Origin of the sequence: Candidatus Methanogranum gryphiswaldense, assembly GCA_019262145.1 — an archaeon.
Taxonomy (GTDB): Archaea; Thermoplasmatota; Thermoplasmata; order Methanomassiliicoccales; family Methanomethylophilaceae; genus Methanogranum; species Methanogranum gryphiswaldense.
The window spans coordinates 231,133-252,975 of sequence record CP076745.1 but is presented as its reverse complement, the minus strand read 5'-3'; the positions used below and the strand labels follow the sequence as shown (position 1 = coordinate 252,975).

Sequence of the window (21,843 nt, the reverse complement as noted above, 5' to 3'; positions counted from 1 at the left end):
CTCAACGCTTCTTTCTTGCGGCAACACCTGTATTGTGTGTGATCTTAGTTATAACTGAAGAGGGCGCGTGTTCAACGAACTTGGAAAAAGAAGCAGAACCCATCTGTATCTTCTCGATTGATGTCTTTTCCCGCCCGATGATCTTAGACCTGCCTTTGACGATCATTTCTAAAAAATCGTACCTATCTCTGGCATCACATGCTGTGACAACGTTACCAACCTCACAAAGCAGATGACCGTCCGTACCACCGGTATATGAAAGCCCATGACGGTCTGCCGCGGCAAGAGCGTCCAAATTGCTTTGATGGGTCATACCGCTGCATATGACCTCATATGCATCCACTCTCTTGACCACTTCTTCAGATATGCGCCCTTTGACATGACATATCTCCACACCCTTATCGGAATGAAAATACCCCATAGGGTGCGCTGCCGACACAACACAGTTCTCATGTTCCAGCAGATCCAACAATGTCTCAGTGGAACAATCATTGAGGGCAAGCCAAGGACGAGCACACAACCTCGGACGTATTTCTCTTACCCAGAAATCTTCCAGATCCTTCATCTCATAAAAATAGACCAACACATGGGGTCCGTCCGTGGTACTTACTTCCATTCCGGGGATTATCATTACATCCGTTTTTTTCAGATCGATCTTTCTCAAAGTATCGATAAGATTATGATCCGTTATTGCAACCCCGGTCTCTCTTTTACGGGCAAGCTTCACAAGACTGTTAGCATCCGTATAAGAATCTGAACAATTGGTATGGAAATGCATGTCTGCACAGAACATATTGCTGCGCGCCGCTGCCTCCCACCCTGTCACACCGAATGTGACCCTCTCATCATCCATTCTCATCTCAGACATAATTTTTTCCAGATCTCCTCGGATCTATCGAGGACATCTTCCGGGTACATGGTCGTGACCTTGCCCTCTGATACAATTATGTCTCCCTGGCATATCACCATTTTCACATCTATTGCTGACGAAGAATACACAATATTTGCCACAATATTCTCTCTTAAGATCGGTCTTAGATTGGGGGCCTTTCCGTCAAGTATGACAATATCTGCATATTTGCCGACCTCGATAGAACCAAGAAGGTCCTGCATGCCTATGGCCTTTGCACCGTTAATAGTAGCAAAATCCAAAAGGTCCTGCGCCGGTGTAACAGTGGGATCCCATCTACTGGATTTCTGAAGTAACCCAAGTATCTTCATCTCCGATAGCATATCCAGGCTGTTATTGGTCGTACTACCGTCCGTACCAATTGAAACATTGACCCCGTACTTCTGATACTCTGGAATTGGAGCGACCCCCCCTGTTGCCAACTTCATATTGGAAACAGGGCAGGAAGAAATGGACATTTTTGCCTCTCCCATCAATCTGACTTCATTTAGGGTCATCCATGCGGAATGAGCAGCAATGACATTTGGTCCGAGAACACCGATATTTGAGAGCCATTCGGCTGGCCTCATCCCTGTCTTCTTTTTATGATCGTTGACCTCTCCTCTTGTTTCAGAAAGATGAAGGGTGAGTGGAACATTGACCTCACGCGCAAAATCTGCAGCATCTGTACAGGTCTCTTCATTGCACACATATACACCTTGAAGACCGACTCCTGGTAGGATCTTTCTCTGTTCTTTGAATCTATGATGGAAATTTTTACAATTCTGAAGAGGACTGCCTGTTTGTGTAGTAAATTCCTGATCGAGAACACACCAACACAAAACACCTCTCATACCCGTTTCCTGTACTGCCTTTGCAATCACATCTTCGGAATAATACATGTCAACGAATGTTGTGGTACCGCTGCGCATCATTTCCATGCATCCAAGCTTAGTACCTATCTCAAGGTCCTCATCCGTCCTGTCAGAATCGATCTTGAACACTTTGTTCAAAAAATCTGAAAATGTCAGATCATCGACCACACCTTTCATAACAGACATTGCTACGTGAGAATGAGTGTTTATGAGTCCTGGCATTACTATGTCACCAGTGGCATCTATCTCGATCTCACCTGTACCATCATAGACCCCACCTACCTGAATGATGACTTCCCCATCGATGACCAGATCTCCCTTTGTGACCTGCCTTGTCGAATTCTGTGTCACAATCCATGCATCCCGGATGACCGTAATCATAGATGGTGGATGCTCTCGTAAATATTAACCATTTCGTAAATAGAAAAAAAGGAAATATATTCCCCCTCATTACGTGGGCATGGTGTTCAAGATAACATTTCTCGGAACGGGCGGAGGCAGACATTCCGCTATGTATCAAACAAGATGCACCGGTGGAATGCTGATCGAACATGATAATGGGCATCACCTTCACATCGACCCTGGACCGGGTGCACTGACCCAGATGAAAAATATTCACTATGACCCAGTGAATACCGACTCCGTCATAATCTCTCATGCACATCCTGATCATTACTCCGATGCGGAAGTGGTCATAGAAGGAATGACCCGTGGCGGATGGGTAAAAAGAGGAAATATCTATGGAAGCCCCACTGTCTTGGAAGGCAGATGCGGCCTTGGACCCTGTTTATCATCGCACCATATAGAGATCGCAGAAAATGCTACTGTATTCGAACCCGGTGATGTTCTAAACGTGGACGGCCTTCGTACGGAAATCTGTAAAGCCGATCACAGTGACCCTACCAATGTTGGTTTTAGATTTATGACGGAATATGGAATTGTATCATATGTCAGCGATACTCAGTACTCTGACGAGATCGCAGACCAGTACAAAGGCTCACGCGTCCTGATACTGCCTGTTACAGCTCCATTTGGCCTTCATATCAACTTCCATCTTTGCACTGAAGATGCTGTGAAATTCATAAGCCGTGTAAAACCAGAACTAACGATCTTTATTCATTTTGGCATTGTTATGATCCATGAAGACCCATCAAAACAAGCTGCAATGGCAGAGAACATTACCGGCTACCGGACCATAGCTGGAAAGGACAGGATGGTCCTAGAAATCGATGACGACTCGATAATCATAACAGAAGCAGAATGCTTCAATGATGAGTGGTTCCCTCCGTCGGCACCCATCAATCATTGATCGTGACAGGAAAGATCAATTTACTTGCATCGAGGTACATGCTCTGAATATACCCTGCAGCAAGCTGATCTGATGTGGCCGTTTCACAAAGATAATACTTGACATCGTTATATGTCATCTCTGAATAACTGAAACTTGAATCGTTGACATTATAACTTGTGACCAATTTGACCAGGCTCACCGCTGATGTGGAATGTCCTACGGTCTTTCCTTCTGACGATTCTGTATACAACAAAACAACTGCTGCATCGTATCCCGCATAATCAAATAATGTCGAACATAGTATTGCCGTGTCCTCACAATCACCTATGCCGCGGAACAGCGTCTCCATCGGATATGCATAATACTCATACTGACCGTAAATATACAGATCCGGATATTCAGACCAAGAAGGATAATCAAAACATTCTTGAACAAATGCCAATAGATAATTGGCATACCAATCACTGTCCACGATACCATAATGATTCGTATATTCATTGTTGAGCTTCTCGACAAGATCTTCTATCACTGTGCCAACAACAGCAAAGTCCGATACTCTATTATACGCTACTCTACTGATGTCCGATTCTTCGTAATAATCATAATAATCCATGAATCTATATGGAATATCGATACTGTTCAAGACAGAAGAGCCCCCTACACCTACAAATTTCCAGGAATATGTAGTATCGATGTTACCATCGATCACAACCGTATCAGTGAAAACATCGGCCTCGGTTACAAGTTTTATCTGATAGGAACCTATGTGCATCACAGAATCAGATATGGTGATGCTCTGTCCTGTACCTATTTTTGTATAGTCGCGCTTGACATAGCTATTTCCCTGAACCTTGTAAACAGTGTCCTCATTGCAGAATAGATACCATGTGCATGACTGAGCCACGCCTGTAAAACTTATATCATATTCCACCACATCATCATCTTCCACTTGTTCGATGAGGATCTTGCCCTCGGCGTATGTACTCCCTGTTATGTCAGGATCGCTCATGGTTACTACTGTAGTATCAACAGTGTATGTGGGCAACAAAACAGGTATCAATGGTATACAGCTTAACAGAAGAACCAAAATGACAACGATTGCCTTCCTCTTGGTAGATAGAAGATAGACTTTCTGTCTTTTCGCTGTCTGCTCATAATCCCTACCAACGATCTCGATGAACCTTGACTGAATCGCCTTCTGGGATTCGCCTTCGTTGATCTCTGTGATACTTGGATAATTTATCCACATCAACGCGGTGTAACTATCCTTGGACTCCTTCACATAGATTATCGGAACCTTCGGTATCCCATCCGAGACCCCAGCACTGCTCCTAGAGGTCTGACATTTGCAATTTTTACCTCCGCCAGGTTCATCAGGCATAATCGTTAGTTTTACGCATTGCAAGATATTTAAAATGAATGAACCAAATCCAATACAAGTATTGAATAATATTTGGCCATAATATAACAGGACGTTCTTGGAACAGTTTTAAATCCTTGCCATGTATCATCAATCAATGAGTACCGAATCCACGGTATTGAAAAAGATCAAACCGACCGATGAAGAGATCGTGACGATAACGAAGACTGCCAACGATCTGACATCCATTGTCAAAGATTACTTGAAAAAGAATGACATGGATATAAAGGTCAGACTTGTAGGGTCCTTCGCAAAAGGAACATATCTATCTGATCCAGACCTGGATCTTTTTATACTATTTCCAGAAGGCACAGCACACTCTGTTTTAGAAACAGTGGGCTTGAAGGTGGGAGAAGACATCCTCCATGGAACACGCATGTATTCCGAACATCCATACACCAGGGGCGTCTACAATGGGTTGGATGTTGATCTTGTTCCAGGCATTGATATTCAGAATACAACAAAACTACAGACCTCTGTTGATCGCACGCCATTCCATACAGACTACATACTGTCTCATATGAATGAGGAACAAAGAGATCAGGTACGCCTCCTAAAAGCCTTCATGAAGGGCATTGAAGCGTATGGTGCCGAACCCAACACCAGAGGATTCTCAGGCTACTTGTGCGAATTACTAATCGTGAAGTACGGTAACTTTAAAAGTGCCCTTGAAGCCTCCACTGAATGGAAAGAAGGAACCGCTATAACCATTGAAAAGAGAGGACCTCCGATGATCGGCCCTCTGATTGTATATGACCCCGTGGACGAAAAAAGAAATGTGGCATCTGCAGTACACATAGACACTCTTTCTCTATTCATGGTTGCCGCGAAGGCATACTTGGATTATCCCTCAGAAAAATTCTTCTTCCCTGTCGATAGAATACCTATGACAAGAGAGGAATTGCAGAAAAAGACGGATGAACATGGTTCAAGGATCATTACGGTCATTTTCAAAAAACCTAATGTCATTGAAGATAACCTTTATTCACAACTTTGGAAAACGCAATATGCTCTGACCAAAAAACTAAATGATTTCGATTATAACGTATTACGCGCCGTTCATAGCATGAATGATAAAACTCTTGAGATAGCTTTCGAACTAGAACGCGACATACTGTCCAAAACCTACAAACATATAGGCCCGCCAGTATACGTTAAGACCGCAGCATCATTTCTTACGAAATGGAAAAATAACGAATACGGAAAACCATTCATAGAGGATGGTTGCTGGAATGTTATTGCCGAAAGAATGTATTTTACTGCGCAAGAAATGATTACAGATGAAGCTGCGATTGCAGGCATCGGCAGGGAAATAGATCCTGACACGATGAAAGTGCTTGATCACGAGAATTCTCTTGATAAAACAAATCCCGTGCTTTTGACCGAACTATTGGATCCCAAAGCAAGTTGGGATATCTGACCAACACAATCGTTGGACAAATAATTAAAAAAAAGTTTCAACGTTCAACTGAAGAACGGCGGATTGAGGAACACAATACATATTCCCAACGCAAGACACAAGAACAGGAAATAATTCGCATACATTGTCTTACCGTCAAGAAGATCTGGCCTGAATTTCATCATTATAAGTATCTTCTTAAGTCCGACCGCGATAGAAAGAGACAATATCGTAACCAGATACCACATCCAATCAGGCCCATAATGACAGAGCACCGCGGCCACAATACCGAATACTATCGCTAGGATAGTAATTACCATCAGAATCTTTGTTCCGTGGATATCCTTGTAGATGAATTCACGCTCGTCAAACTCCTTTGGCTTGAATTCATAGTCCTCTATGGGCTCTTCGGTGATACGTCTCTTCTTCTTCGCCATCGGTTAGTCTGATTCTAAATCTCACATATAAACATTTACTTAACAAAACTTTGTTCTCAATTAATTAATGCACACTTTCAGTAGTTTCGGATTATTCGGTGACCCCTCCCTGTTCGACTTAAATATAGAATCCGACTATTGAAACACAGTGATTATCAATGGCCAAAAAAACCCTAGAAGACATACCGGGAGTGGGCCCCGCAATATCAGAAAAACTCCGTGAGGCAGGTTATACTGATCTTATGGCCATCGCAGTGGCAGCTCCCAAAGATCTCGCAGAAACATGCGAGATCGGAGAAAAGAAAGCGATGGACATCATAGAAGGTGCTAAGCTTTGTGCGGATATAGGCGGATTCGAAACTGGAGACAACATCCTCGAACGTCGCAGAGCTGTTACAAAACTAACAACCGGATCCAAAGCATTCAATGAATTGATGAATGGTGGGTTAGAAAGTCAATCCATAGTTGAATTCTTTGGAGAATTCGGAAGTTGCAAAACTCAAGTATGTTTTCAACTGGCCGTCAATGCCACATTACCTGAAGAAAAAGGAGGCTTGGATTCCGACGTCATAATAATCGACACCGAGAACACCTTCAGACCTGAAAGGATAATCCAGATGTCTACCTATCTGGGCGTGGACCCTGATGCAACATTAAAAAGAATACATGTGGCAAGGGCCTACAATTCCCAACACCAAATACTATTGGTAGACAAAGCATTAGAATTAGCGCAAACTGTCAAAGTTAGACTTCTTATCGTCGATTCACTTACATCGCACTTTAGGGCAGAGTATCTGGGAAGAGGTGCACTTGCAGAAAGACAGCAGATCTTGAACAAACATATGCATGATCTCCTTAATTTTGCAACACTCAACAATTCTGTTATTGCAGTTACCAATCAAGTAGCGTCCAAGCCAGATGCATTCTTCGGGGATCCCACGAGACCAATAGGAGGGCATGTAGTAGGACACACCGCGACTTTCCGTATCTATCTGAGAAAAGGAAAAGCTGGAAAAAGAATTGCTAGATTGATAGACTCGCCAAACCTCCCAGAAGGAGAAGCTGTATTCTCAGTCACCGAAGATGGTATTAAGGACTGACGAATTAAGGGTCTCGTGTATCTCACATATTACTTCGACCTGCTCGGTGAATGTAAAAACATGCCCGCAGCTGAGGCAATGCGGTGCATAGAAGCCGAATGTGAAGAATACCATATAATAAAGAGCGGTCCGGGATACCTCATAGCCTCATTCGACTCTGAATGTCTTGATTCAATCGCGGACCGCATATCACTTACCCACAGTATCGGTAGATATTTGGGGGCATGTACTCCTGGAGATACATCTGAAATAGAAAAGATCGAATTGCCAGAAGGAAGTTTTGCCGTACGTGGAAAAAGATTTGAAGGCCTAATGAAAGACGTAGACTCCCAAAAACTCACAAGAGATGTTGGTAAGGTCCTTTCGAAACATAATGACGTTAATCTAAAAGAGCCAGACATAATCGTTCGTATGAATATGAGTGATAGCATCAATCTGTTCATTGAAGAGAAAACCATAGACAAAAATCTTCTTGAAAAGAGAAAGGTCGGAGAAAGGCCGTTTTTTTCCCCTATTTCCTTACATCCCAAATATGCCAGGGCCCTCGTCAATCTCACAGGAGTGAAAAGAGGAGGGGTCGTTCTTGACCCCTTCTGTGGCACTGGCGGAATTTTAATAGAAGCTGCAGAAATGGGCATGAAAACGATCGCATCCGATTTTGATGAGGAAATGATCATCGGATGCCAGGAAAATATGAATTTCTACGGCTTGAAGCTTGATGATTTTGCCGTTGCAGATATTGGAGATATTCCTGAACTCTTTGACGGGATAAATGCTGTCGCCACCGACCCTCCTTATGGAAGAAGCACCAAAACTGGCGGAGAAAACATAGATCAAATATATTCTCGTGCCCTGAAGACAATACCTAGGGTACTTGAACCAGATTCTAGAGCTGGTGTTGTATTACCTCATCAAATCTCGTGTGATACTATGACATTGGAAACAACATTCGAACAATTTGTTCACGGATCCCTATCCAGATATTACCACATTTTTCACACGCATCAATAAGGTTTATTAAATTTGCCCACTATTGCTCGATATGAACAAGTACCTCCGTCTATTTAGGCTGGGTAACGGCATCATGGGGATTCTTGGTGTCATCATCGGAGCTTTCATAGCCGTTGGCACAAACATCGGAGACCATCTGGTAAGTCTAATAATTTCTTGTTTTATCGTCATCGCGTTCATAGCAGGAGGTAATTCCTTGAATGATTACATCGACCGTGAGGTCGATAAGATAGGACACCCCGACCGCCCTTTACCGATGGGACAAATACCTCCTAAAAATGCATTGTATTGTGGAATCGGCGGTCTAACGATTGCGTGTATTCTTTCTCTACTGATGGGCTCTCTGGAGATCTCTGTTATTGTTCTCGCCGCGTCCATATTCATGATCGCATATGAGCTGGGATTAAAACAACGTGGCTTCATGGGTAACATCACGATTGCTGTATTGACTGGAATGGTATTTTTGTTCGGTGGCGCAGTTGTTGGTAATATTCAAGGCAACCTCGTGATCGCTGCCATGGCAATGCTTGTCAGTATCGGTCGTGAGATCGCGAAGGATATTGAAGACATGAAATCTGATGAAGGTCAAAGGAATACTTTGCCTATGAAGATAGGAGTGAAAAAAGCTTCTATCCTCGCTGCGATCTTTTACATTGCTGGTCCAGTATTAAGTATCTATCCATTCTTTGCAGATATGTTCAACGTGCTATATTGCCTAGTATTCGTGGCAGATGCAATGTTTATATATTGTGCATGGTTACTTTTCAGTGACGCACATAAGAGTCAAAAGATGGCAAAATTTGCCATGCTGGTTGCCTTGGTCGCGTTCATATTGGGTGTTATCCAATGACGGTAAAGCAGTATCTACTTGATAAAATGAAGAACGGAACGGTCCATATGACACTTATCGATCCAGATAAGCAAAGCCCAGAAGAGGCTGCAAAGATCGCTCTAAAAGTAAAACGGGCAGGTACTGACGCCATTATGATCGGCGGTTCCACAGGTATCAACAACGAAAATCTCAATGCTACGGCAAAAGCCATTAGAGAAAGCGCAGAAATTCCTACGATTTATTTCCCTGCAGGACCGCAGGCCCTGTCTAAAGAAGTGGACGCAATATTTTTCATGAGCATGGTAAACAGTGCTGATCCATTCTTTGTGATCAAAGCACAGGCCGGAGCTGCGATATATATCAAAAAATCGGGTATTGAACCAATATCAATGGGATATATCATTATAGAACCTGGAATGAAAGTTGGGCAAGTTGGAAAAGCGGACCTAATTAAACAGGACGAATATGAAAAAGCCGTAGGATATGCACTTGCATGCGAAATGCTTGGAATGGACTTTGTCTATTTAGAAGCAGGAAGCGGTGCAGGAACACCTGTACCTCTTGCAATGATCACTGCCGTTAGAAAGGCCATATCCATACCTCTAATTGTCGGAGGGGGTATTAGAACTCCAGAAGCTGCAAAGGCCGCAAGAAAAGCTGGAGCAAACGCGATAGTAACAGGTACATTCATAGAAACCTGTACTGATGACTTATTGTTGAGATCTGTCATAAAAGAGTCAAAAGGAGTTTGAAGGGATAACTTGTCGAATCCACCTGCATACAGCCGACCTATCTCAGCCAAAGCCCCAATGTGGCTGACACCAGAGGAAAAAGCAGCAGGAATTACAAAGGATCTTAAAATAGCTGCAAAAAGGTTCCTTTGCCCTTCGTGCGGAAAGGAATTCAGTCTTTTTCAATCGAGAGCGGTAGCATGCAAATATTGCCCTAAAGCGAATCAAAATTGTCCTAATGTCAGATGTCCTTATTGTGACTCTGAGTTTCCTTTAAGTGGGTTCGTCGTACCAGATAAGCAAGATGCAGTCCGTATTAACAACTATACGGATAATGTCTTCAATAATTTTGATGACACATATAACAGAAAATGAGATTTAATCGATCTCAAGGACCTTAAATCCTGTAATTGGATCTTTCTTCCTTACAGGACCTTTTCCCTTGAGTTCGATCACAACGACCTCTAAAACAAGCCAGGCTATCATACCTGCACGAAAACATCCTGTTGAGGAGTCTCCCTCTCTGCCAACAGACCCATGCATGTGCATTACGGGATTGCCATCTTGATCTGGAACAATAGTACCAAAACCTGTGACCTCGGATTCAGAATCTATTGTGTGTATGTATGGTACTATCCTATCGGTTATTGGTAATGTAGGGCCGGAAACCATTTTGGAACCCTTATCTACACCACCAACGATACTCAAGGTCGCATAAGATATGCCATTGTCACGACAGAACTTCTCAAGTACTTCGTGGATCATCTCACCAGTCTCCAATCTAAGTATGAAGACCCTACCAACGGACATCTCTGCAGACCTGATAAGCCCACCTCAGCGATACTTACTATATTTGTCCAACAATCTACCGATTTTATCGTATTCTTCTTTGCTCAGATCTTCTGAATCGATAAATGTCTTAGCAAAATCTTTTGCATCCCTTGTAGATACACGAGATGACTTCGCAATAATGGTTGCCAAAAAAGAAGAAGCTTTTGAAGGGTCCATAGAAGAAGCAGACAAGACCTCGTTCATATCATACTTGAAAGGCGCAATCCTGTGCGTATTGAGCATCGATTGTCTTTTTGTGCTCTCTTTCGTTTTTTGTCTCGATTTATTACCGTAACCCCTGGGTTTGTTACCAGTGCCCGAAGGTCTGGTACCTGTACCTGTTGGTCTGGTACCTGTGCCAGCTGGTCTAGTACTGGTACCTGTTGGTCTGGTACCTGTGCCAGCGGGTTTAGTCTCAGTAACCTTAGGTGTATTTAAAATAGGCCCTGCCAAGTATATTTCTCCAGACTGTGTACCAGAATGTACTATTTAAAACCCTTTGTAATATAATTTCTTTATGCCACGTAGTATTTGGATTTATAAAATCATATATAAAGAATAAAAGTCGTGGTTTATAAAAAAAGACGTATTCTTTTGAATGAAGTATTAAAAAAGTAATGTTTTTAAATATCCCTATTGAAAAAATTTCGGCTAAGATTATTAACATGCTGACATATAATGTCCTATGGAAGGAACTGTCGAAAATAATAAAGAAAAGACAGAATTGTATACGAGCAAAACGCTGTACATAACATATGTTCTTCTCTTTATCATAACAATTGCCATATTCGCTTCCAGTATCGTGTTAGAAGCATACGATGACTGTGTTCTGGCACTCTTAATTATGTTCATACTCATAGATGCCTTGTTCACAGAGAAAAGGATCGTACATATTCCACCAGCAATGATCATAATGCTGGTCATTATAATGCTCCTCATCCTGATAGGGAGAAGATACGACGATGCTTACATAATATCAGTACCGGTGAATATCCTCTTCGGAGTAGTTCTGGGACTTGCAGGAATGATAATTACTTATTCGCTGCTGAAAACAATGCCGAACGTTAAAAATGAAAGGCCATTCCTTACTTCCTTCGTCTCCGTCAGTGTAGGTATTTCTATGTACCTCATACTTAACGTGATTTCCTTTTACATTCATGTCATAAAGAATAGCTCCTCACCCACACTGGATGATGTGATGGGGCAGTTCACAACAGTGTTTATTGGAACGATTTTGGTAGCTGTTATATTCTATCTTAACAAACACAACGGACTTTTCAAATATACTGTAAACAAATACTTGGAATCCAACGTAGGTACCATGGGTCTCGAGGAATATGAGATACAGGAGATAAAAAAATCAATAAAGTGTGGTGAAAATGAAAAGGTCGAATACAAATCCACCCTTAGAACAAATCTTGCAACTGGAGAAAAGGACCCAAGAATCGAAAAGGCGGTGCTGAAAACATTGGTCGCATTCCTAAATACAGACGGTGGAACATTGTTGATAGGCATATCAGATGATGGGAATGTTATCGGTATCGATGAAGACAGTTTTGAAAACCGCGATAAACTCAACCTGCACATGACACATCTTATCGCCAATCAGATCGGCAACGACTTCCTTCATTTCATATCTTTCAGACTTGTAGATTTTGATGGAAAGGGTGTGATGAGGGTTACCTGTCAAAAAAGCAACATGCCTGTGTTTTTAATAGACGGCAAGAACGAGACTTTCTTTGTACGTTCAGGACCCTCGAGCATCGACCTCAACGGTACTGATCTTCTTAATTACGCTGCCACCAGATTCAAACTTTCAAAGAGAAATAATGAGAAAAGGTTTAAATTCTGAATTGTCTGGAACTTATCATTCCTCAACTTCGCCAGCTGCTATCTTTGCTTTCTTTACAGCCCTGGTTATTAGCAACGTCATTACTACTGCGAGCACTGTGACTACTACTGCGTATACTACAAGTCCGATTGTGTCGTCTTCTGACTTGAATATCTGATTGATCAACGCTTTTATAGCCTCGTTCCATGCGAGTGCAGCTACCAATCCAAAAGCGGCAACAATCAGTGAAGACATTGCCTCTAGCAACTGGACTTTGAACTTTGCTTCTGACCGGACTTTTACTTCTGCCATATGTATCACTGGTCTTCACGAAATATGATTATATAGTTCTTTTTGACAATGAATAAATGATATCAAAATACCAATGATCTACATCACTGTATATTCCTATTAGAATGTTCATGTTCCATTGAAATTACTTTATCCGAGTAGTTCAATTGCGTCTCATTGAACATACACAGAGGATACTGATATGGATCTGATAAAACTCATGAACGATGTACGCAGTGGCACGATATCGCCAGAAGAAGCCGCTCTTAAACTCAGAAAGGATCCATTCGAAGACCTTGGATACGCAAAGATAGACCACCACCGCATATTGAGACAAGGAGCAGCAGAAGTTGTATACGGCGCAGGAAAGACCCCGGAACAACTACTGGGCATCGTAAGATCCATCAAAAAAGACACCGACTGCGTATTGGTCACAAGAATTGATGACGATGGCGCCGATTATCTTATAAAAAATGAAACCGACACAATATATCACAAGAATGCAAAGGTCTGCATAATTGGCAAAATGCCCATCCCTCCTGGAAACGGATTCATAGCTGTGGTCACTGGAGGTACCAGCGATATTCCAGTAGCCGAAGAAGCAGCCCTTACATCAGAGGCCCTTGGAAACAAAGTTGAACGTGTATATGATGTGGGTGTTGCGGGATTGCACAGACTGATCGCCAATCTTGACATCATAATGGGCGCAAAGGTCGTTATTGCCGTAGCCGGGATGGAGGGGGCACTTGTGAGCGTAGTAGGCGGTCTTGTAGATGTGCCTGTCATTGCAGTACCTACTTCGGTTGGATATGGTGCCTCTTTCGAAGGCGTTTCAGCTTTACTTTCGATGTTAAACTCCTGTGCAAGCGGAGTTAGCGTTGTCAATATCGACAACGGATTCGGAGCGGGATATCTTGCAAGTATGATCAATCAGATAGGTGAAAGGCAATGAGAACACTTTATATGGAATGCTCAACAGGCGCCTCCGGAGACATGATAATGGCCTCACTGGCAGGTCTCCTTTCTAACCCTAACGAGATAGTAAGAGAACTGAACAACCTGAATATTCCTGGTGTTGAGGTATGCTTAGAACGCTCAGAAAAATCCAGTATTATAGGAAATCACATGAAAGTGAATATACATGGTGAAGAAGAAGATTGTGAGAAACATAATCACCACCATGCCACACAGGAAAACATAGGATGTTTGATCGATTCGCTTAAAGTCTCAAAAAAAGTCAAAACCGATGCAAAGAAGATCTACGATCTGATTGCCGAAGCAGAATCCAACGCACATGGAATTCCTGTTGAGAATATACATTTTCATGAAGTAGGGATGCTTGATGCGGTCACAGATGTTATTGGCGCGTGTCTATTGATCGAAATGCTGGACCCTGAACAGATAATCGCATCTCCCGTACATACTGGCAAAGGACACGTGAAATGTATGCACGGCATACTCCCTATACCCGCACCAGCAACGGAATTCATACTCCGTGGCATTCCATCTTTCGCAGGAGATATCGAAGGAGAATTCTGTACTCCGACCGGTGCAGCAATAATAAGACATTTCGCTAACAGGTTCGCATATATGCCGCTTATGACCTTCGATCGTGTAGGTTATGGGATGGGTAAAAACGACTTCCATATGGCCAATTTCATGCGGGCATTCCTCGGAGATACGAAAGAGGACCTGCCGCAAATATGCGAGATATCATGCAACGTAGATGACATGTATCCAGAAGATCTTTCGATAACCCTGGATGTTATTTTTCAGAATGGGGCATTGGATGCATTCATTATTCCCATAATAATGAAAAAAGGACGTCCTGGATCGATGCTTACCTGTATCTGTCGTCCGAATGATGTTGACAACCTCTCAAAGATCATACTAAAAAATACATCCACAATAGGCGTTAGGATTGACAAGAAAGACCGTTATGAGATGATGTCCGAAATTGAGCAAATAGATACAGAATTCGGAAAGGTCAGAATAAAAAGATCTAAAGGATTTGGAATAGAAAAAGAAAAACTTGAATTCGAAGACCTCGAAAAGATATCAAAAGAAAAAGGGATCCCTGTGATCGAACTTAGAAAAGTCATAAATCGTAAGTAAATAAAATCAGAGCAATGGGCGTGGCCCATCGGTCAGCTCAGTATCTGGCTGCTTACCAAGTTCTCTCAATTTTGCCCACATCAGGTCCGCCCCTTCTTTGCTTGCGCCATATACTGGTACCTTTGTACCTGCCTGAAGCAGCGCTTTGTTTTTTGCAACCTCGCGCACCCATTTGGACGCGCACGCTGTAATAACATCTGCGTTATCAAAGAACATATTGGCCTGTTCCTCCGATATTCCTGTAGTATGAACTCCAAAGATCATTATTTTGTCACCATATTTCTCACGGAACATCTTTGCTTTCTCCGCATAAGGCGTGGTCACCCCTATCCTGGAATAGCCCATTGCAAAAGCTTTCTCTACGCCTGCATCTTGATCTATTCTTGCCGTGATCGGATCCAACACTCTATTGGCGCCAATATCATTGATGACCTTTTCAGAAGGAGATGTCTCAATTATGGCCGATATCCTCCCGCCCATGCCTTGAATTGTAGACGGGTCATCCAAAACTACAGTACCGCATCCATCCGCAGCGATAACAACCGCATCTAGCTTCTTATCCTTACATGCAAGACAAAGGATCTCAGATATTCCAAAATTCAAGAAATATTCCATTGTTGTTTTTCTATCATTGGTACACATGCCGAAATTACTGATGCGAAACTCCATGTTATCTTTGACCGTCTGAGTGTTGATCTCATCGATATTACGGTATTTTTTAAAAAGTGGGCAATATTTGATCTTCGGCTCTGTCACATCCACAACCTTGCCATCCACTATTGTTACTCTGGCGACTCCCAATGCTTCCATTACATGTTTATCCATCTGACCCCTCCTTCATTGATTTACAACCTGTTCCATTTGACCAGAACCCGAGACTGACAGAGTATCAGTATTTACACGCTCTCATCAGAACTTGTATCGAATGAATTGCTCGATTTTTACTGCTATGGCATGTTCTCTAGAAGACCCGCTGTGAGCTTCATATTAACTATGACCAAAACCCAGGATATCACTGTAATGAGGATATAAAAATCTGATAGTGTCGAATCCGTTGAATTAATACATTTGATGCCTATACTGAAATGACCATGAATCATCTGATCATTGACACAGACAAATGTATCGGTTGCAAAAAATGTGCATCTGCTTGCTTAAAAGAAAATATCAAGATCATCGACAAAAAAGCTGTAGAACAAAATACCGGTTGCATTGAATGCTCCCATTGTGTTTCTGTTTGTCCAAAAGGCGCAATTCAATTGAAAAACGATGATGATGATACCAAAAAGAGCAAGTGGTTCGATGGCAGACTGATTTCTGATGAGGAATTTGCGTTCCTGTTCGATGCTGCCACTCATACCGCGGTAAGACCCGAAGACAGGATCGATCTCATATCCCTGAAAGGAGAACGCCTGAATTCATTCATGGAACTGGTCTGGAGCATTGTAAAGGACAAGGCTTCCACGACACCTATTGTGAAAGAATGGGAAAAATGGCGCAAAGAACATGATTTGATGGAACCGAACCCTGTACTCTGGGAAAGCCAACAGGTACTATTCATATTTGCAAAAGAACAGGAAGATGCCATGCTCGCTTCAATGAAGATCCAAAGAAAGGGATTCTCTATGGGGATCTCCGGATTCTATTCGGTGATCATTATGGAAGCTGCCAGAGAATCGCCTGAAAAGATCGCTGAATTTTTTAATGAAGTTCCAAAACAGAAGAAAATGCAATGCGCATTCGTGATCGGACATGGCAGAAGACTCATCGAACCTGTATTCACACCTCTGAATGCCATCAAAAAACTATTCAGATGATCGAGTGCGGGGGATGGGATTCGAACCCATGGAACACTAAGTACGGGATCTTAAGTCCCGCGCCTTTGGCCAGCTAGGCTACCCCCGCTACAAGCTTCCGATTGCCTATCTCATTAATAATAAGTTCCCTCGGGCATAGTTATTAGACACGACAGCAATGCACCCTTATGTCCTATAAGGTCCCCGATGAGGAAACATTGTCAAAGGCCATAAGAGCTGCCTTGATTCTCACACCCCATGTTGGAAGCCAGAGAGAACTTGTAGAGATAGTGAACCACCAACTTTCAAAACTTGATAAAGATTATCGCGCAACAGGAGAACGCATAAGACGCATCGGTGTTGAAAGAAATCTCATCAAAATAGAGATAGACTATCATGAAGTAAAAAAAGATCTTCCGGAAACATGTCCTGTATGCAGAAATTCCATGTCTCCCATAAAGAACATGTCGCTCGATGGTAATATTGTCGAGGTCAAAAGGAAATGTACGGTTTGCTCCTATAACATTGGCCAAAAGATGCTTATGCCGAGCAGATACGGATTCACAAGAGCCAATAAAACAGATGTCTCTGATATTGAAAAAAGCATAAGAAAACTTGAAAAGGCAAAAGCAAAACTCAAGGAAGCCTCGATATTGATCGATGATGCCCTTAGTTTGACAGATATAAAAGAAAGAGGAGCTCACATAAAGAAGACCCTTGATCATTTGGCAAATTCTAAGGAACAGGCTGGCAGCATATCAAACCTAATCGCGGACCTTAGATCCACTGAAAAAGAAGACCCCATATGGACTAGGCCAACAGTATCTATTAAAAACATAGACCGAAAAGATATATGATACAGAAATAATCAGGATAAAGAAGGGAATGGCATGAAGAGCTGGGAATTCACAAAGATCGAAGATAACAAGATCAAGATCGATAAATGGCTAGCAGGCGTGATGGGCCTTGTCGAGGGCGGATATATCTACAGCACACTTTTCAAATACCCGGAGAAAGGGCCTAAGAGATACGAACTCATCCTGTCCATGTATCCTCAAGAGAACTTCCGTACCCTCACACAGGTCAACATATTCATGGAAGATGTTCCCGGTTCAACCGTTCAATCCGCTAAGTTCCTTAGTGATCAGGGCGTCAATATTCTTAATTCCGTATCTCTGAACGGCATATCAGATACTACCATTATCTGGAGCATCATGGCTGAACTCAACTTTGCTGGTGAAGGGGAGATCATAAAAGAGAGATTCACGAGCTTGAAAGAAGCTAACGACCCGTCAGTGGAGAAAATAAAATACATCAGCATGAAACCTGCCAAGATAGGACGTATCTTCAGAAAGGAATCCGACAGTGGAACAGTAAAAGAAGAGCTCAGGCACGGCGCACCTGTCACTTTCACAGATGGTACATTCGACCTTTCTGTCGAATATGGAGATGTGTTGACAGATATCAACAACACCGAGGTCATGCTGACCCTCGACATGAGTTCTTGGATAGTGTCCATCGTATTCTTCAAACAAGACACAAAATTGATCGAAGTGAACATGAAGATACCTGATTGCCCCGGAAGTATCAACAAGGCCCTTGATATCGTTGCGAAAACGAATATCAATCTTATATCGGTATTTTCTAAGATAATGATCGCTTATCAGACCATGTCATTGGAGATCGTGGCAGACATGAAGAACGCCAATATCACCTATGAAGAACTGCCTAAGGTCATTAATGAGTACTACAAAGAACTGAAGGGCATATACGAACTCGAAGGCATCAGGAAACTCAACTGAGATGACGATTGCAGGTTTCACTAAGACCACACTGCGTGACTGGGAAGGGAAGAATGCCTGTAAGATCATCCTATCCGGCTGTGATCTTAACTGTCCCTATTGCAATCAAAGATTCAAAGATGTAGAGGAAGAAATAGCTCAACAGGAGATATTGGATTACATAGACGGCAAACTGGATTTTCTTACCGGCATAGTGGTATCTGGCGGTGAACCGTCTTGTTCTCCTGACCTATACAAGTTGTTGAAGGACTTGAAAAAAAGAAAGATAGCTATCAGACTTGACACCAATGGGATGCACCCTGAGACCATAGATGATCTTGTTGGCGCAAAACTTGTGGATTGCGTATGCATGAATCTTATGGCTCCCTTGAAAACTGATCTGTACTCACGTTTGGCTGGAAAACCAATTGATATCTCTGTCATAAAAGAGAGCATATCTGTGATCAAAGAATCGAAGGTCGACAATATCTTCAGGACCGTAGCGATACCAGATATCATCAATGAAAATACCATCATGGAGATCGCTAAAGAGATACAATTCACAAAACGTTACACCATTGTACAATTTGACCCCAGTAAAACATCAGACCCGACTATGTCTAAGATCAAACCCTATTCTCAAGCAGAATTGACTCTCCTTGGTAAAAGTGCTAAAAGGTTTGTAAAAAATGTTTGTATAAGGGATATTTGACCTCATTTAACAAAATTCTCGATATTCGCATAGATGCCAGGTTTTAATGAACGACTGGAATCATTGATGAATACAATTGGAATATCGGATTCGGCCTTGAATCTGTCGATCACCCTTTGATCTTTTGAAAATATACCTGCAGAAAGCCCGCATTCAGTATAAGCAAGCTCTTCGAATGCCTCATCCAGATCCGATACCATCTTGATATACAGCACCGGAAGCCCCAGGTCCATGTATGCCTCATCATCCTCATCATCTAACCCTGTGACCACAAGTGGTGTAACATATGATCCATTCTGTGTGAACTCAGAGATCACTGGCTTCCCACCGTACATGATATTGGGTGTCATTTTCGCAATAAATGAATCGAATGCCTTTTTGCTATCTTTAGAGATCAATGGACCGCAGAATGCATCCTTTTCTGACGGATCAGCGATCTTAAGTGTTTTTACCTGCTCCATGAAGACGTCCATGAATCTTTTTTGATCCTCGATGGTCACTACGACCTTCGAAGTCGAATACAGTCCTTGACCCATGTATCTGAAAGCAGAATCCAACACGTCCTTTACAGCCTTCTTCATATCTGCGGGCTTATAGATTAGAATGGGGTTCATGCCCTTCAACTCGTTATAGAACGAAAGTTGATCATCGACCATTAGGAACATCATCTCTTCAAATGACTTGCCTGGACCAGATACAACCACGCCTGCCAGTAATTCATCGTTTGCAAGATCCATCTGTGTCTGATCATTACGGTCTATGATCAAATTGAAGACCCCATCGGGAAGTCCAGCCTTTACGCACAGGTCATAGACCATGAACACAGGTATTGGAGTATACTTGCTAGGCATAACGACTGTCGTATTTCCGGCTAACATTGCGACCATTGCATACCCTATTGGTGACGCCAATGGTGAACTGTGAGAAGCTATTATGGCCCATGGGCCCATCGGTTTTCCACATGATTGTTTAATTTTATCGATCGCTTCTTCAATTATCTCCAATAGAGTATCCACCTCTATCAGAGATTCCTGCCGGGTCATTCCAGAAGATACAAGAACAGCTGCTGCGAGCCTGTATCTCTGCCCCTCCAGGAGCTCGTATATCTTCTCGATCGTCTGCATCCTTTCGGTCACAGTCTTCACTGACCATTCTTCGAATGTTCTTAATGCCGCATTGACTGCTTCATCTGCGATCCCTTGCTCTGATTCTTGAAGTGTTCCAAAACGTATACTCTCATCAATAGGACTGCATAACGGATAATCGACACCTGATGCTATCATCAATCCGCCTATGTACGAAGGATAATCTCTTTTGTCCATCTGAAGGATTGCCTGAAATGCGGTCTCGAATTTGTTGTCGTCGTACGCCTCTCTATGGACTAGGCCTGTCATGGTTACCACGTAGTGTTAGACCTATCTAAAATCTTTTCAGACATGAACGTTAAATAGGGAAAAACTTTACAGTCTTTTGACGGACTCGTGGTCTAGGGGTTATGACGTCGCCTTCACACGGCGAAGGTCGCCGGTTCAAATCCGGCCGGGTCCACCATTTTTACAATAAAGAGTAATAATACTCAAGTCACTACCATCTTCATGGTCAATGCGTGTCCTGCAGAAGGAGATCCAAGATTGGTTGTTGAAAAGTTCGTCAGCGACAGTTCTTTAAGAACAATTGCTGGTCTGCGCGAAGAAGGCACGAAGGGCCTTATCAAGATTGTAAGGGAGGAGGTTCTTAAACAAGATCCTTCCGCCAACATAATACTTCTTGATAGGGATTCGACCGCGAGATATCTTTTTCCAAGAGAATTAACATTCTACATAGAATCCATGTGCGGACCGGACAGAAATAACGTTGTTCTTATTCCTGAAGAACTTTCTATGAATGGTTGGCAACATTCTTTTAGTCCTTTGATCGAAAAGGGATATAAGATCCAAGTCTATTTTGCATCCTCGGCTTGCCGTCAAGTGCCCATATGCAGCAAACTTTTTTAAAATATAAAAAGAGGCGAGTTTCCCGTCCATTTCCTCGCCTTTTTTATTGGAGATATTTTGCTCCCCGCGAGATTCCCAGAGGAAGAATTACGGAATCCTTTGGAGTTCAGCAACCATTTGGATGGTTGCATACTCCATCTATCGAAGTATATACTATATATATTTTATTTACAAAAAATGCACATATGTACAATAAAAATATTAACAATAGTAAACAAAACGATAAATGATAAACAAAACAAAATGTGTGAGAATATGGTGGACCCGGCCGGATTTGAACCGGCGACCTTCGCCTTGTAAGGGCGACGTCATAACCCCTAGACCACGAGTCCGTAGATAGCCTGATTAACGAAGGGGTATTAAAAACCATAGTAAAACTGAGTTGTTAAATAATAGCCCGACAATCGAGTCAATATCGTGCGAATGTAGTCCAGTGGTTAGGACGGATGCTTCCCAAGCCTCTGACCCGGGTTCGAATCCCGGCATTCGCACTCATTATTAGATTTC

General features: G+C 42.5%; 24 protein-coding genes and 4 tRNA genes. 17 read left to right on the top strand and 11 right to left on the bottom strand.

The features are described from left to right. Window position 1: 1 nt before the first annotated feature. The gene (locus KRP56_01410; protein UAL07945.1) at window positions 2–868 is read right to left on the bottom strand and encodes a hypothetical protein; all 867 of its coding nucleotides are present in this window, start codon (window positions 866–868) and stop codon (window positions 2–4) included. Beyond that, complete coding sequence (locus KRP56_01405; protein ID UAL07944.1) at window positions 856–2,145, bottom strand: amidohydrolase family protein; 1,290 nt, start codon at window positions 2,143–2,145, stop codon at window positions 856–858. Before KRP56_01405 ends, KRP56_01410 begins: the two co-directional genes overlap by 13 nt. Before the next feature lie 79 nt (window positions 2,146–2,224). On the opposite strand from KRP56_01405, the gene KRP56_01400 reads away from it, so the two are divergent. Beyond that, entirely contained in the window at window positions 2,225–3,073 is an 849-nt protein-coding gene (locus KRP56_01400; GenBank protein ID UAL07943.1) for an MBL fold metallo-hydrolase, read from the top strand. On the opposite strand, the gene KRP56_01395 is transcribed toward KRP56_01400, so the two are convergent. Next, a complete protein-coding gene (locus KRP56_01395) occupies window positions 3,063–4,436 on the bottom strand; it encodes a hypothetical protein (GenBank protein ID UAL07942.1) in 1,374 nt (457 codons plus the stop codon). The genes KRP56_01400 and KRP56_01395 overlap by 11 nt on opposite strands. A 136-nt stretch (window positions 4,437–4,572) precedes the next feature. Here KRP56_01395 and cca point away from each other — a divergent pair, with 136 nt between their 5' ends. After that, entirely contained in the window at window positions 4,573–5,895 is a 1,323-nt protein-coding gene (gene cca, locus KRP56_01390; protein ID UAL07941.1) for a CCA tRNA nucleotidyltransferase, read from the top strand. A gap of 44 nt (window positions 5,896–5,939) precedes the next feature. On the opposite strand, the gene KRP56_01385 is transcribed toward cca, so the two are convergent. Then, window positions 5,940–6,311, bottom strand: coding sequence for a hypothetical protein (locus KRP56_01385; GenBank protein UAL07940.1), 372 nt, complete (start codon window positions 6,309–6,311; stop codon window positions 5,940–5,942). Between the two features lie 158 nt (window positions 6,312–6,469). On the opposite strand from KRP56_01385, the gene radA reads away from it, so the two are divergent. Genes radA through KRP56_01360 form a run of 5 tightly spaced genes read left to right on the top strand, consistent with a single transcriptional unit; the run spans window position 6,470 to window position 10,360 of the window. Next, window positions 6,470–7,411 carry a DNA repair and recombination protein RadA gene (gene radA / locus KRP56_01380; GenBank protein UAL07939.1) on the top strand — a complete coding sequence of 314 codons (942 nt, stop codon included), beginning with the start codon at window positions 6,470–6,472 and terminating at the stop codon, window positions 7,409–7,411. A 15-nt stretch (window positions 7,412–7,426) separates the two neighbouring features. Then, entirely contained in the window at window positions 7,427–8,422 is a 996-nt protein-coding gene (locus KRP56_01375) for a methyltransferase domain-containing protein (GenBank protein ID UAL07938.1), read from the top strand. 31 nt (window positions 8,423–8,453) lie between these two features. After that, window positions 8,454–9,272 carry a UbiA family prenyltransferase gene (locus KRP56_01370; protein UAL07937.1) on the top strand — a complete coding sequence of 273 codons (819 nt, stop codon included), beginning with the start codon at window positions 8,454–8,456 and terminating at the stop codon, window positions 9,270–9,272. Then, complete coding sequence (locus KRP56_01365; GenBank protein ID UAL07936.1) at window positions 9,269–10,006, top strand: geranylgeranylglyceryl/heptaprenylglyceryl phosphate synthase; 738 nt, start codon at window positions 9,269–9,271, stop codon at window positions 10,004–10,006. The genes KRP56_01370 and KRP56_01365 overlap by 4 nt, the downstream gene beginning before the upstream one ends. 57 nt (window positions 10,007–10,063) lie before the next feature. Continuing rightward, window positions 10,064–10,360 carry a hypothetical protein gene (locus KRP56_01360; GenBank protein UAL07935.1) on the top strand — a complete coding sequence of 99 codons (297 nt, stop codon included), beginning with the start codon at window positions 10,064–10,066 and terminating at the stop codon, window positions 10,358–10,360. Window positions 10,361–10,363: 3 nt separating this feature from the next. Here the strand turns inward: KRP56_01360 and KRP56_01355 are convergent, their stop codons facing one another. Further along, the gene (locus KRP56_01355) at window positions 10,364–10,795 is read right to left on the bottom strand and encodes a DNA-binding protein (GenBank protein UAL07934.1); all 432 of its coding nucleotides are present in this window, start codon (window positions 10,793–10,795) and stop codon (window positions 10,364–10,366) included. A 24-nt stretch (window positions 10,796–10,819) separates the two neighbouring features. Then, window positions 10,820–11,269, bottom strand: coding sequence for a hypothetical protein (locus KRP56_01350; protein ID UAL07933.1), 450 nt, complete (start codon window positions 11,267–11,269; stop codon window positions 10,820–10,822). 232 nt (window positions 11,270–11,501) lie between these two features. Here KRP56_01350 and KRP56_01345 point away from each other — a divergent pair, with 232 nt between their 5' ends. Next, complete coding sequence (locus KRP56_01345) at window positions 11,502–12,668, top strand: ATP-binding protein (protein UAL07932.1); 1,167 nt, start codon at window positions 11,502–11,504, stop codon at window positions 12,666–12,668. Window positions 12,669–12,683: 15 nt separating this feature from the next. Here the strand turns inward: KRP56_01345 and KRP56_01340 are convergent, their stop codons facing one another. Next, window positions 12,684–12,959, bottom strand: coding sequence for a DUF5654 family protein (locus tag KRP56_01340; protein ID UAL07931.1), 276 nt, complete (start codon window positions 12,957–12,959; stop codon window positions 12,684–12,686). Between the two features lie 181 nt (window positions 12,960–13,140). Between KRP56_01340 and larB the strand changes: the two genes are divergently transcribed. Together larB and larC are read left to right on the top strand one after the other, a co-directional pair. Then, window positions 13,141–13,890, top strand: a complete 750-nt coding sequence (gene larB / locus KRP56_01335) for a nickel pincer cofactor biosynthesis protein LarB (GenBank protein UAL07930.1) — start codon at window positions 13,141–13,143, stop codon at window positions 13,888–13,890. Beyond that, window positions 13,887–15,053: a nickel pincer cofactor biosynthesis protein LarC gene (gene larC / locus KRP56_01330; GenBank protein ID UAL07929.1), complete on the top strand. Its 1,167-nt coding sequence runs from the start codon at window positions 13,887–13,889 to the stop codon at window positions 15,051–15,053. Before larB ends, larC begins: the two co-directional genes overlap by 4 nt. 6 nt (window positions 15,054–15,059) lie before the next feature. On the opposite strand, the gene KRP56_01325 is transcribed toward larC, so the two are convergent. Next, on the bottom strand, window positions 15,060–15,878 hold the full coding sequence (locus KRP56_01325) for a DUF2099 family protein (GenBank protein UAL07928.1): 819 nt from the start codon (window positions 15,876–15,878) through the stop codon (window positions 15,060–15,062). 260 nt (window positions 15,879–16,138) lie between these two features. Between KRP56_01325 and KRP56_01320 the strand changes: the two genes are divergently transcribed. Further along, entirely contained in the window at window positions 16,139–16,870 is a 732-nt protein-coding gene (locus KRP56_01320; protein ID UAL07927.1) for a 4Fe-4S dicluster domain-containing protein, read from the top strand. Window positions 16,871–16,875: 5 nt separating this feature from the next. Here the strand turns inward: KRP56_01320 and KRP56_01315 are convergent. Continuing rightward, window positions 16,876–16,958 (bottom strand) — tRNA-Leu (locus KRP56_01315). Window positions 16,959–17,037: 79 nt separating this feature from the next. Between KRP56_01315 and KRP56_01310 the strand changes: the two genes are divergently transcribed. From KRP56_01310 to KRP56_01300, 3 genes are read left to right on the top strand one after another with little or no spacing between them, the layout of a single operon-like run. Beyond that, window positions 17,038–17,706, top strand: coding sequence for a hypothetical protein (locus tag KRP56_01310; GenBank protein ID UAL07926.1), 669 nt, complete (start codon window positions 17,038–17,040; stop codon window positions 17,704–17,706). Window positions 17,707–17,739: 33 nt separating this feature from the next. Further along, complete coding sequence (locus tag KRP56_01305) at window positions 17,740–18,651, top strand: ACT domain protein (GenBank protein ID UAL07925.1); 912 nt, start codon at window positions 17,740–17,742, stop codon at window positions 18,649–18,651. Window position 18,652: 1 nt separating this feature from the next. Beyond that, on the top strand, window positions 18,653–19,342 hold the full coding sequence (locus tag KRP56_01300) for an anaerobic ribonucleoside-triphosphate reductase activating protein (GenBank protein ID UAL07924.1): 690 nt from the start codon (window positions 18,653–18,655) through the stop codon (window positions 19,340–19,342). 2 nt (window positions 19,343–19,344) lie between these two features. On the opposite strand, the gene KRP56_01295 is transcribed toward KRP56_01300, so the two are convergent. Then, complete coding sequence (locus tag KRP56_01295; protein UAL07923.1) at window positions 19,345–20,736, bottom strand: aldehyde dehydrogenase family protein; 1,392 nt, start codon at window positions 20,734–20,736, stop codon at window positions 19,345–19,347. 81 nt (window positions 20,737–20,817) lie between these two features. Between KRP56_01295 and KRP56_01290 the strand changes: the two genes are divergently transcribed. Together KRP56_01290 and KRP56_01285 are read left to right on the top strand one after the other, a co-directional pair. Next, window positions 20,818–20,893 (top strand) — tRNA-Val (locus tag KRP56_01290). A 44-nt stretch (window positions 20,894–20,937) separates the two neighbouring features. Beyond that, window positions 20,938–21,336 (top strand): hypothetical protein, encoded by a 399-nt coding sequence (locus KRP56_01285; protein UAL07922.1) that lies wholly within the window; start codon window positions 20,938–20,940, stop codon window positions 21,334–21,336. Between the two features lie 256 nt (window positions 21,337–21,592). Here KRP56_01285 and KRP56_01280 read toward each other — a convergent pair. Next, window positions 21,593–21,668: transfer RNA gene (locus tag KRP56_01280), tRNA-Val, on the bottom strand. 87 nt (window positions 21,669–21,755) lie between these two features. Here KRP56_01280 and KRP56_01275 point away from each other — a divergent pair. After that, a tRNA-Gly gene (locus tag KRP56_01275) sits at window positions 21,756–21,827 on the top strand. The last annotated feature ends 16 nt before the right edge of the window (window positions 21,828–21,843 follow it).

Coding starts and splice junctions, on each gene's coding strand:
- larB (UAL07930.1), top strand. CDS start 13,141: ATGGATCTGATAAAACTCATGAACGATGTACGCAGTGGCACGATATCG.
- KRP56_01410 (UAL07945.1), bottom strand. CDS start 868: ATGTCTGAGATGAGAATGGATGATGAGAGGGTCACATTCGGTGTGACA.
- KRP56_01405 (UAL07944.1), bottom strand. CDS start 2,145: ATGATTACGGTCATCCGGGATGCATGGATTGTGACACAGAATTCGACA.
- KRP56_01370 (UAL07937.1), top strand. CDS start 8,454: ATGAACAAGTACCTCCGTCTATTTAGGCTGGGTAACGGCATCATGGGG.
- KRP56_01395 (UAL07942.1), bottom strand. CDS start 4,436: ATGCCTGATGAACCTGGCGGAGGTAAAAATTGCAAATGTCAGACCTCT.
- KRP56_01305 (UAL07925.1), top strand. CDS start 17,740: ATGAAGAGCTGGGAATTCACAAAGATCGAAGATAACAAGATCAAGATC.
- KRP56_01295 (UAL07923.1), bottom strand. CDS start 20,736: ATGACAGGCCTAGTCCATAGAGAGGCGTACGACGACAACAAATTCGAG.
- KRP56_01400 (UAL07943.1), top strand. CDS start 2,225: ATGGTGTTCAAGATAACATTTCTCGGAACGGGCGGAGGCAGACATTCC.
- KRP56_01365 (UAL07936.1), top strand. CDS start 9,269: ATGACGGTAAAGCAGTATCTACTTGATAAAATGAAGAACGGAACGGTC.
- larC (UAL07929.1), top strand. CDS start 13,887: ATGAGAACACTTTATATGGAATGCTCAACAGGCGCCTCCGGAGACATG.
- cca (UAL07941.1), top strand. CDS start 4,573: ATGAGTACCGAATCCACGGTATTGAAAAAGATCAAACCGACCGATGAA.
- KRP56_01310 (UAL07926.1), top strand. CDS start 17,038: ATGTCCTATAAGGTCCCCGATGAGGAAACATTGTCAAAGGCCATAAGA.
- KRP56_01325 (UAL07928.1), bottom strand. CDS start 15,878: ATGGATAAACATGTAATGGAAGCATTGGGAGTCGCCAGAGTAACAATA.
- KRP56_01320 (UAL07927.1), top strand. CDS start 16,139: ATGACCATGAATCATCTGATCATTGACACAGACAAATGTATCGGTTGC.
- KRP56_01345 (UAL07932.1), top strand. CDS start 11,502: ATGGAAGGAACTGTCGAAAATAATAAAGAAAAGACAGAATTGTATACG.
- KRP56_01300 (UAL07924.1), top strand. CDS start 18,653: ATGACGATTGCAGGTTTCACTAAGACCACACTGCGTGACTGGGAAGGG.
- KRP56_01385 (UAL07940.1), bottom strand. CDS start 6,311: ATGGCGAAGAAGAAGAGACGTATCACCGAAGAGCCCATAGAGGACTAT.
- KRP56_01340 (UAL07931.1), bottom strand. CDS start 12,959: ATGGCAGAAGTAAAAGTCCGGTCAGAAGCAAAGTTCAAAGTCCAGTTG.
- KRP56_01360 (UAL07935.1), top strand. CDS start 10,064: ATGTGGCTGACACCAGAGGAAAAAGCAGCAGGAATTACAAAGGATCTT.
- KRP56_01355 (UAL07934.1), bottom strand. CDS start 10,795: ATGTCCGTTGGTAGGGTCTTCATACTTAGATTGGAGACTGGTGAGATG.
- KRP56_01285 (UAL07922.1), top strand. CDS start 20,938: ATGGTCAATGCGTGTCCTGCAGAAGGAGATCCAAGATTGGTTGTTGAA.
- radA (UAL07939.1), top strand. CDS start 6,470: ATGGCCAAAAAAACCCTAGAAGACATACCGGGAGTGGGCCCCGCAATA.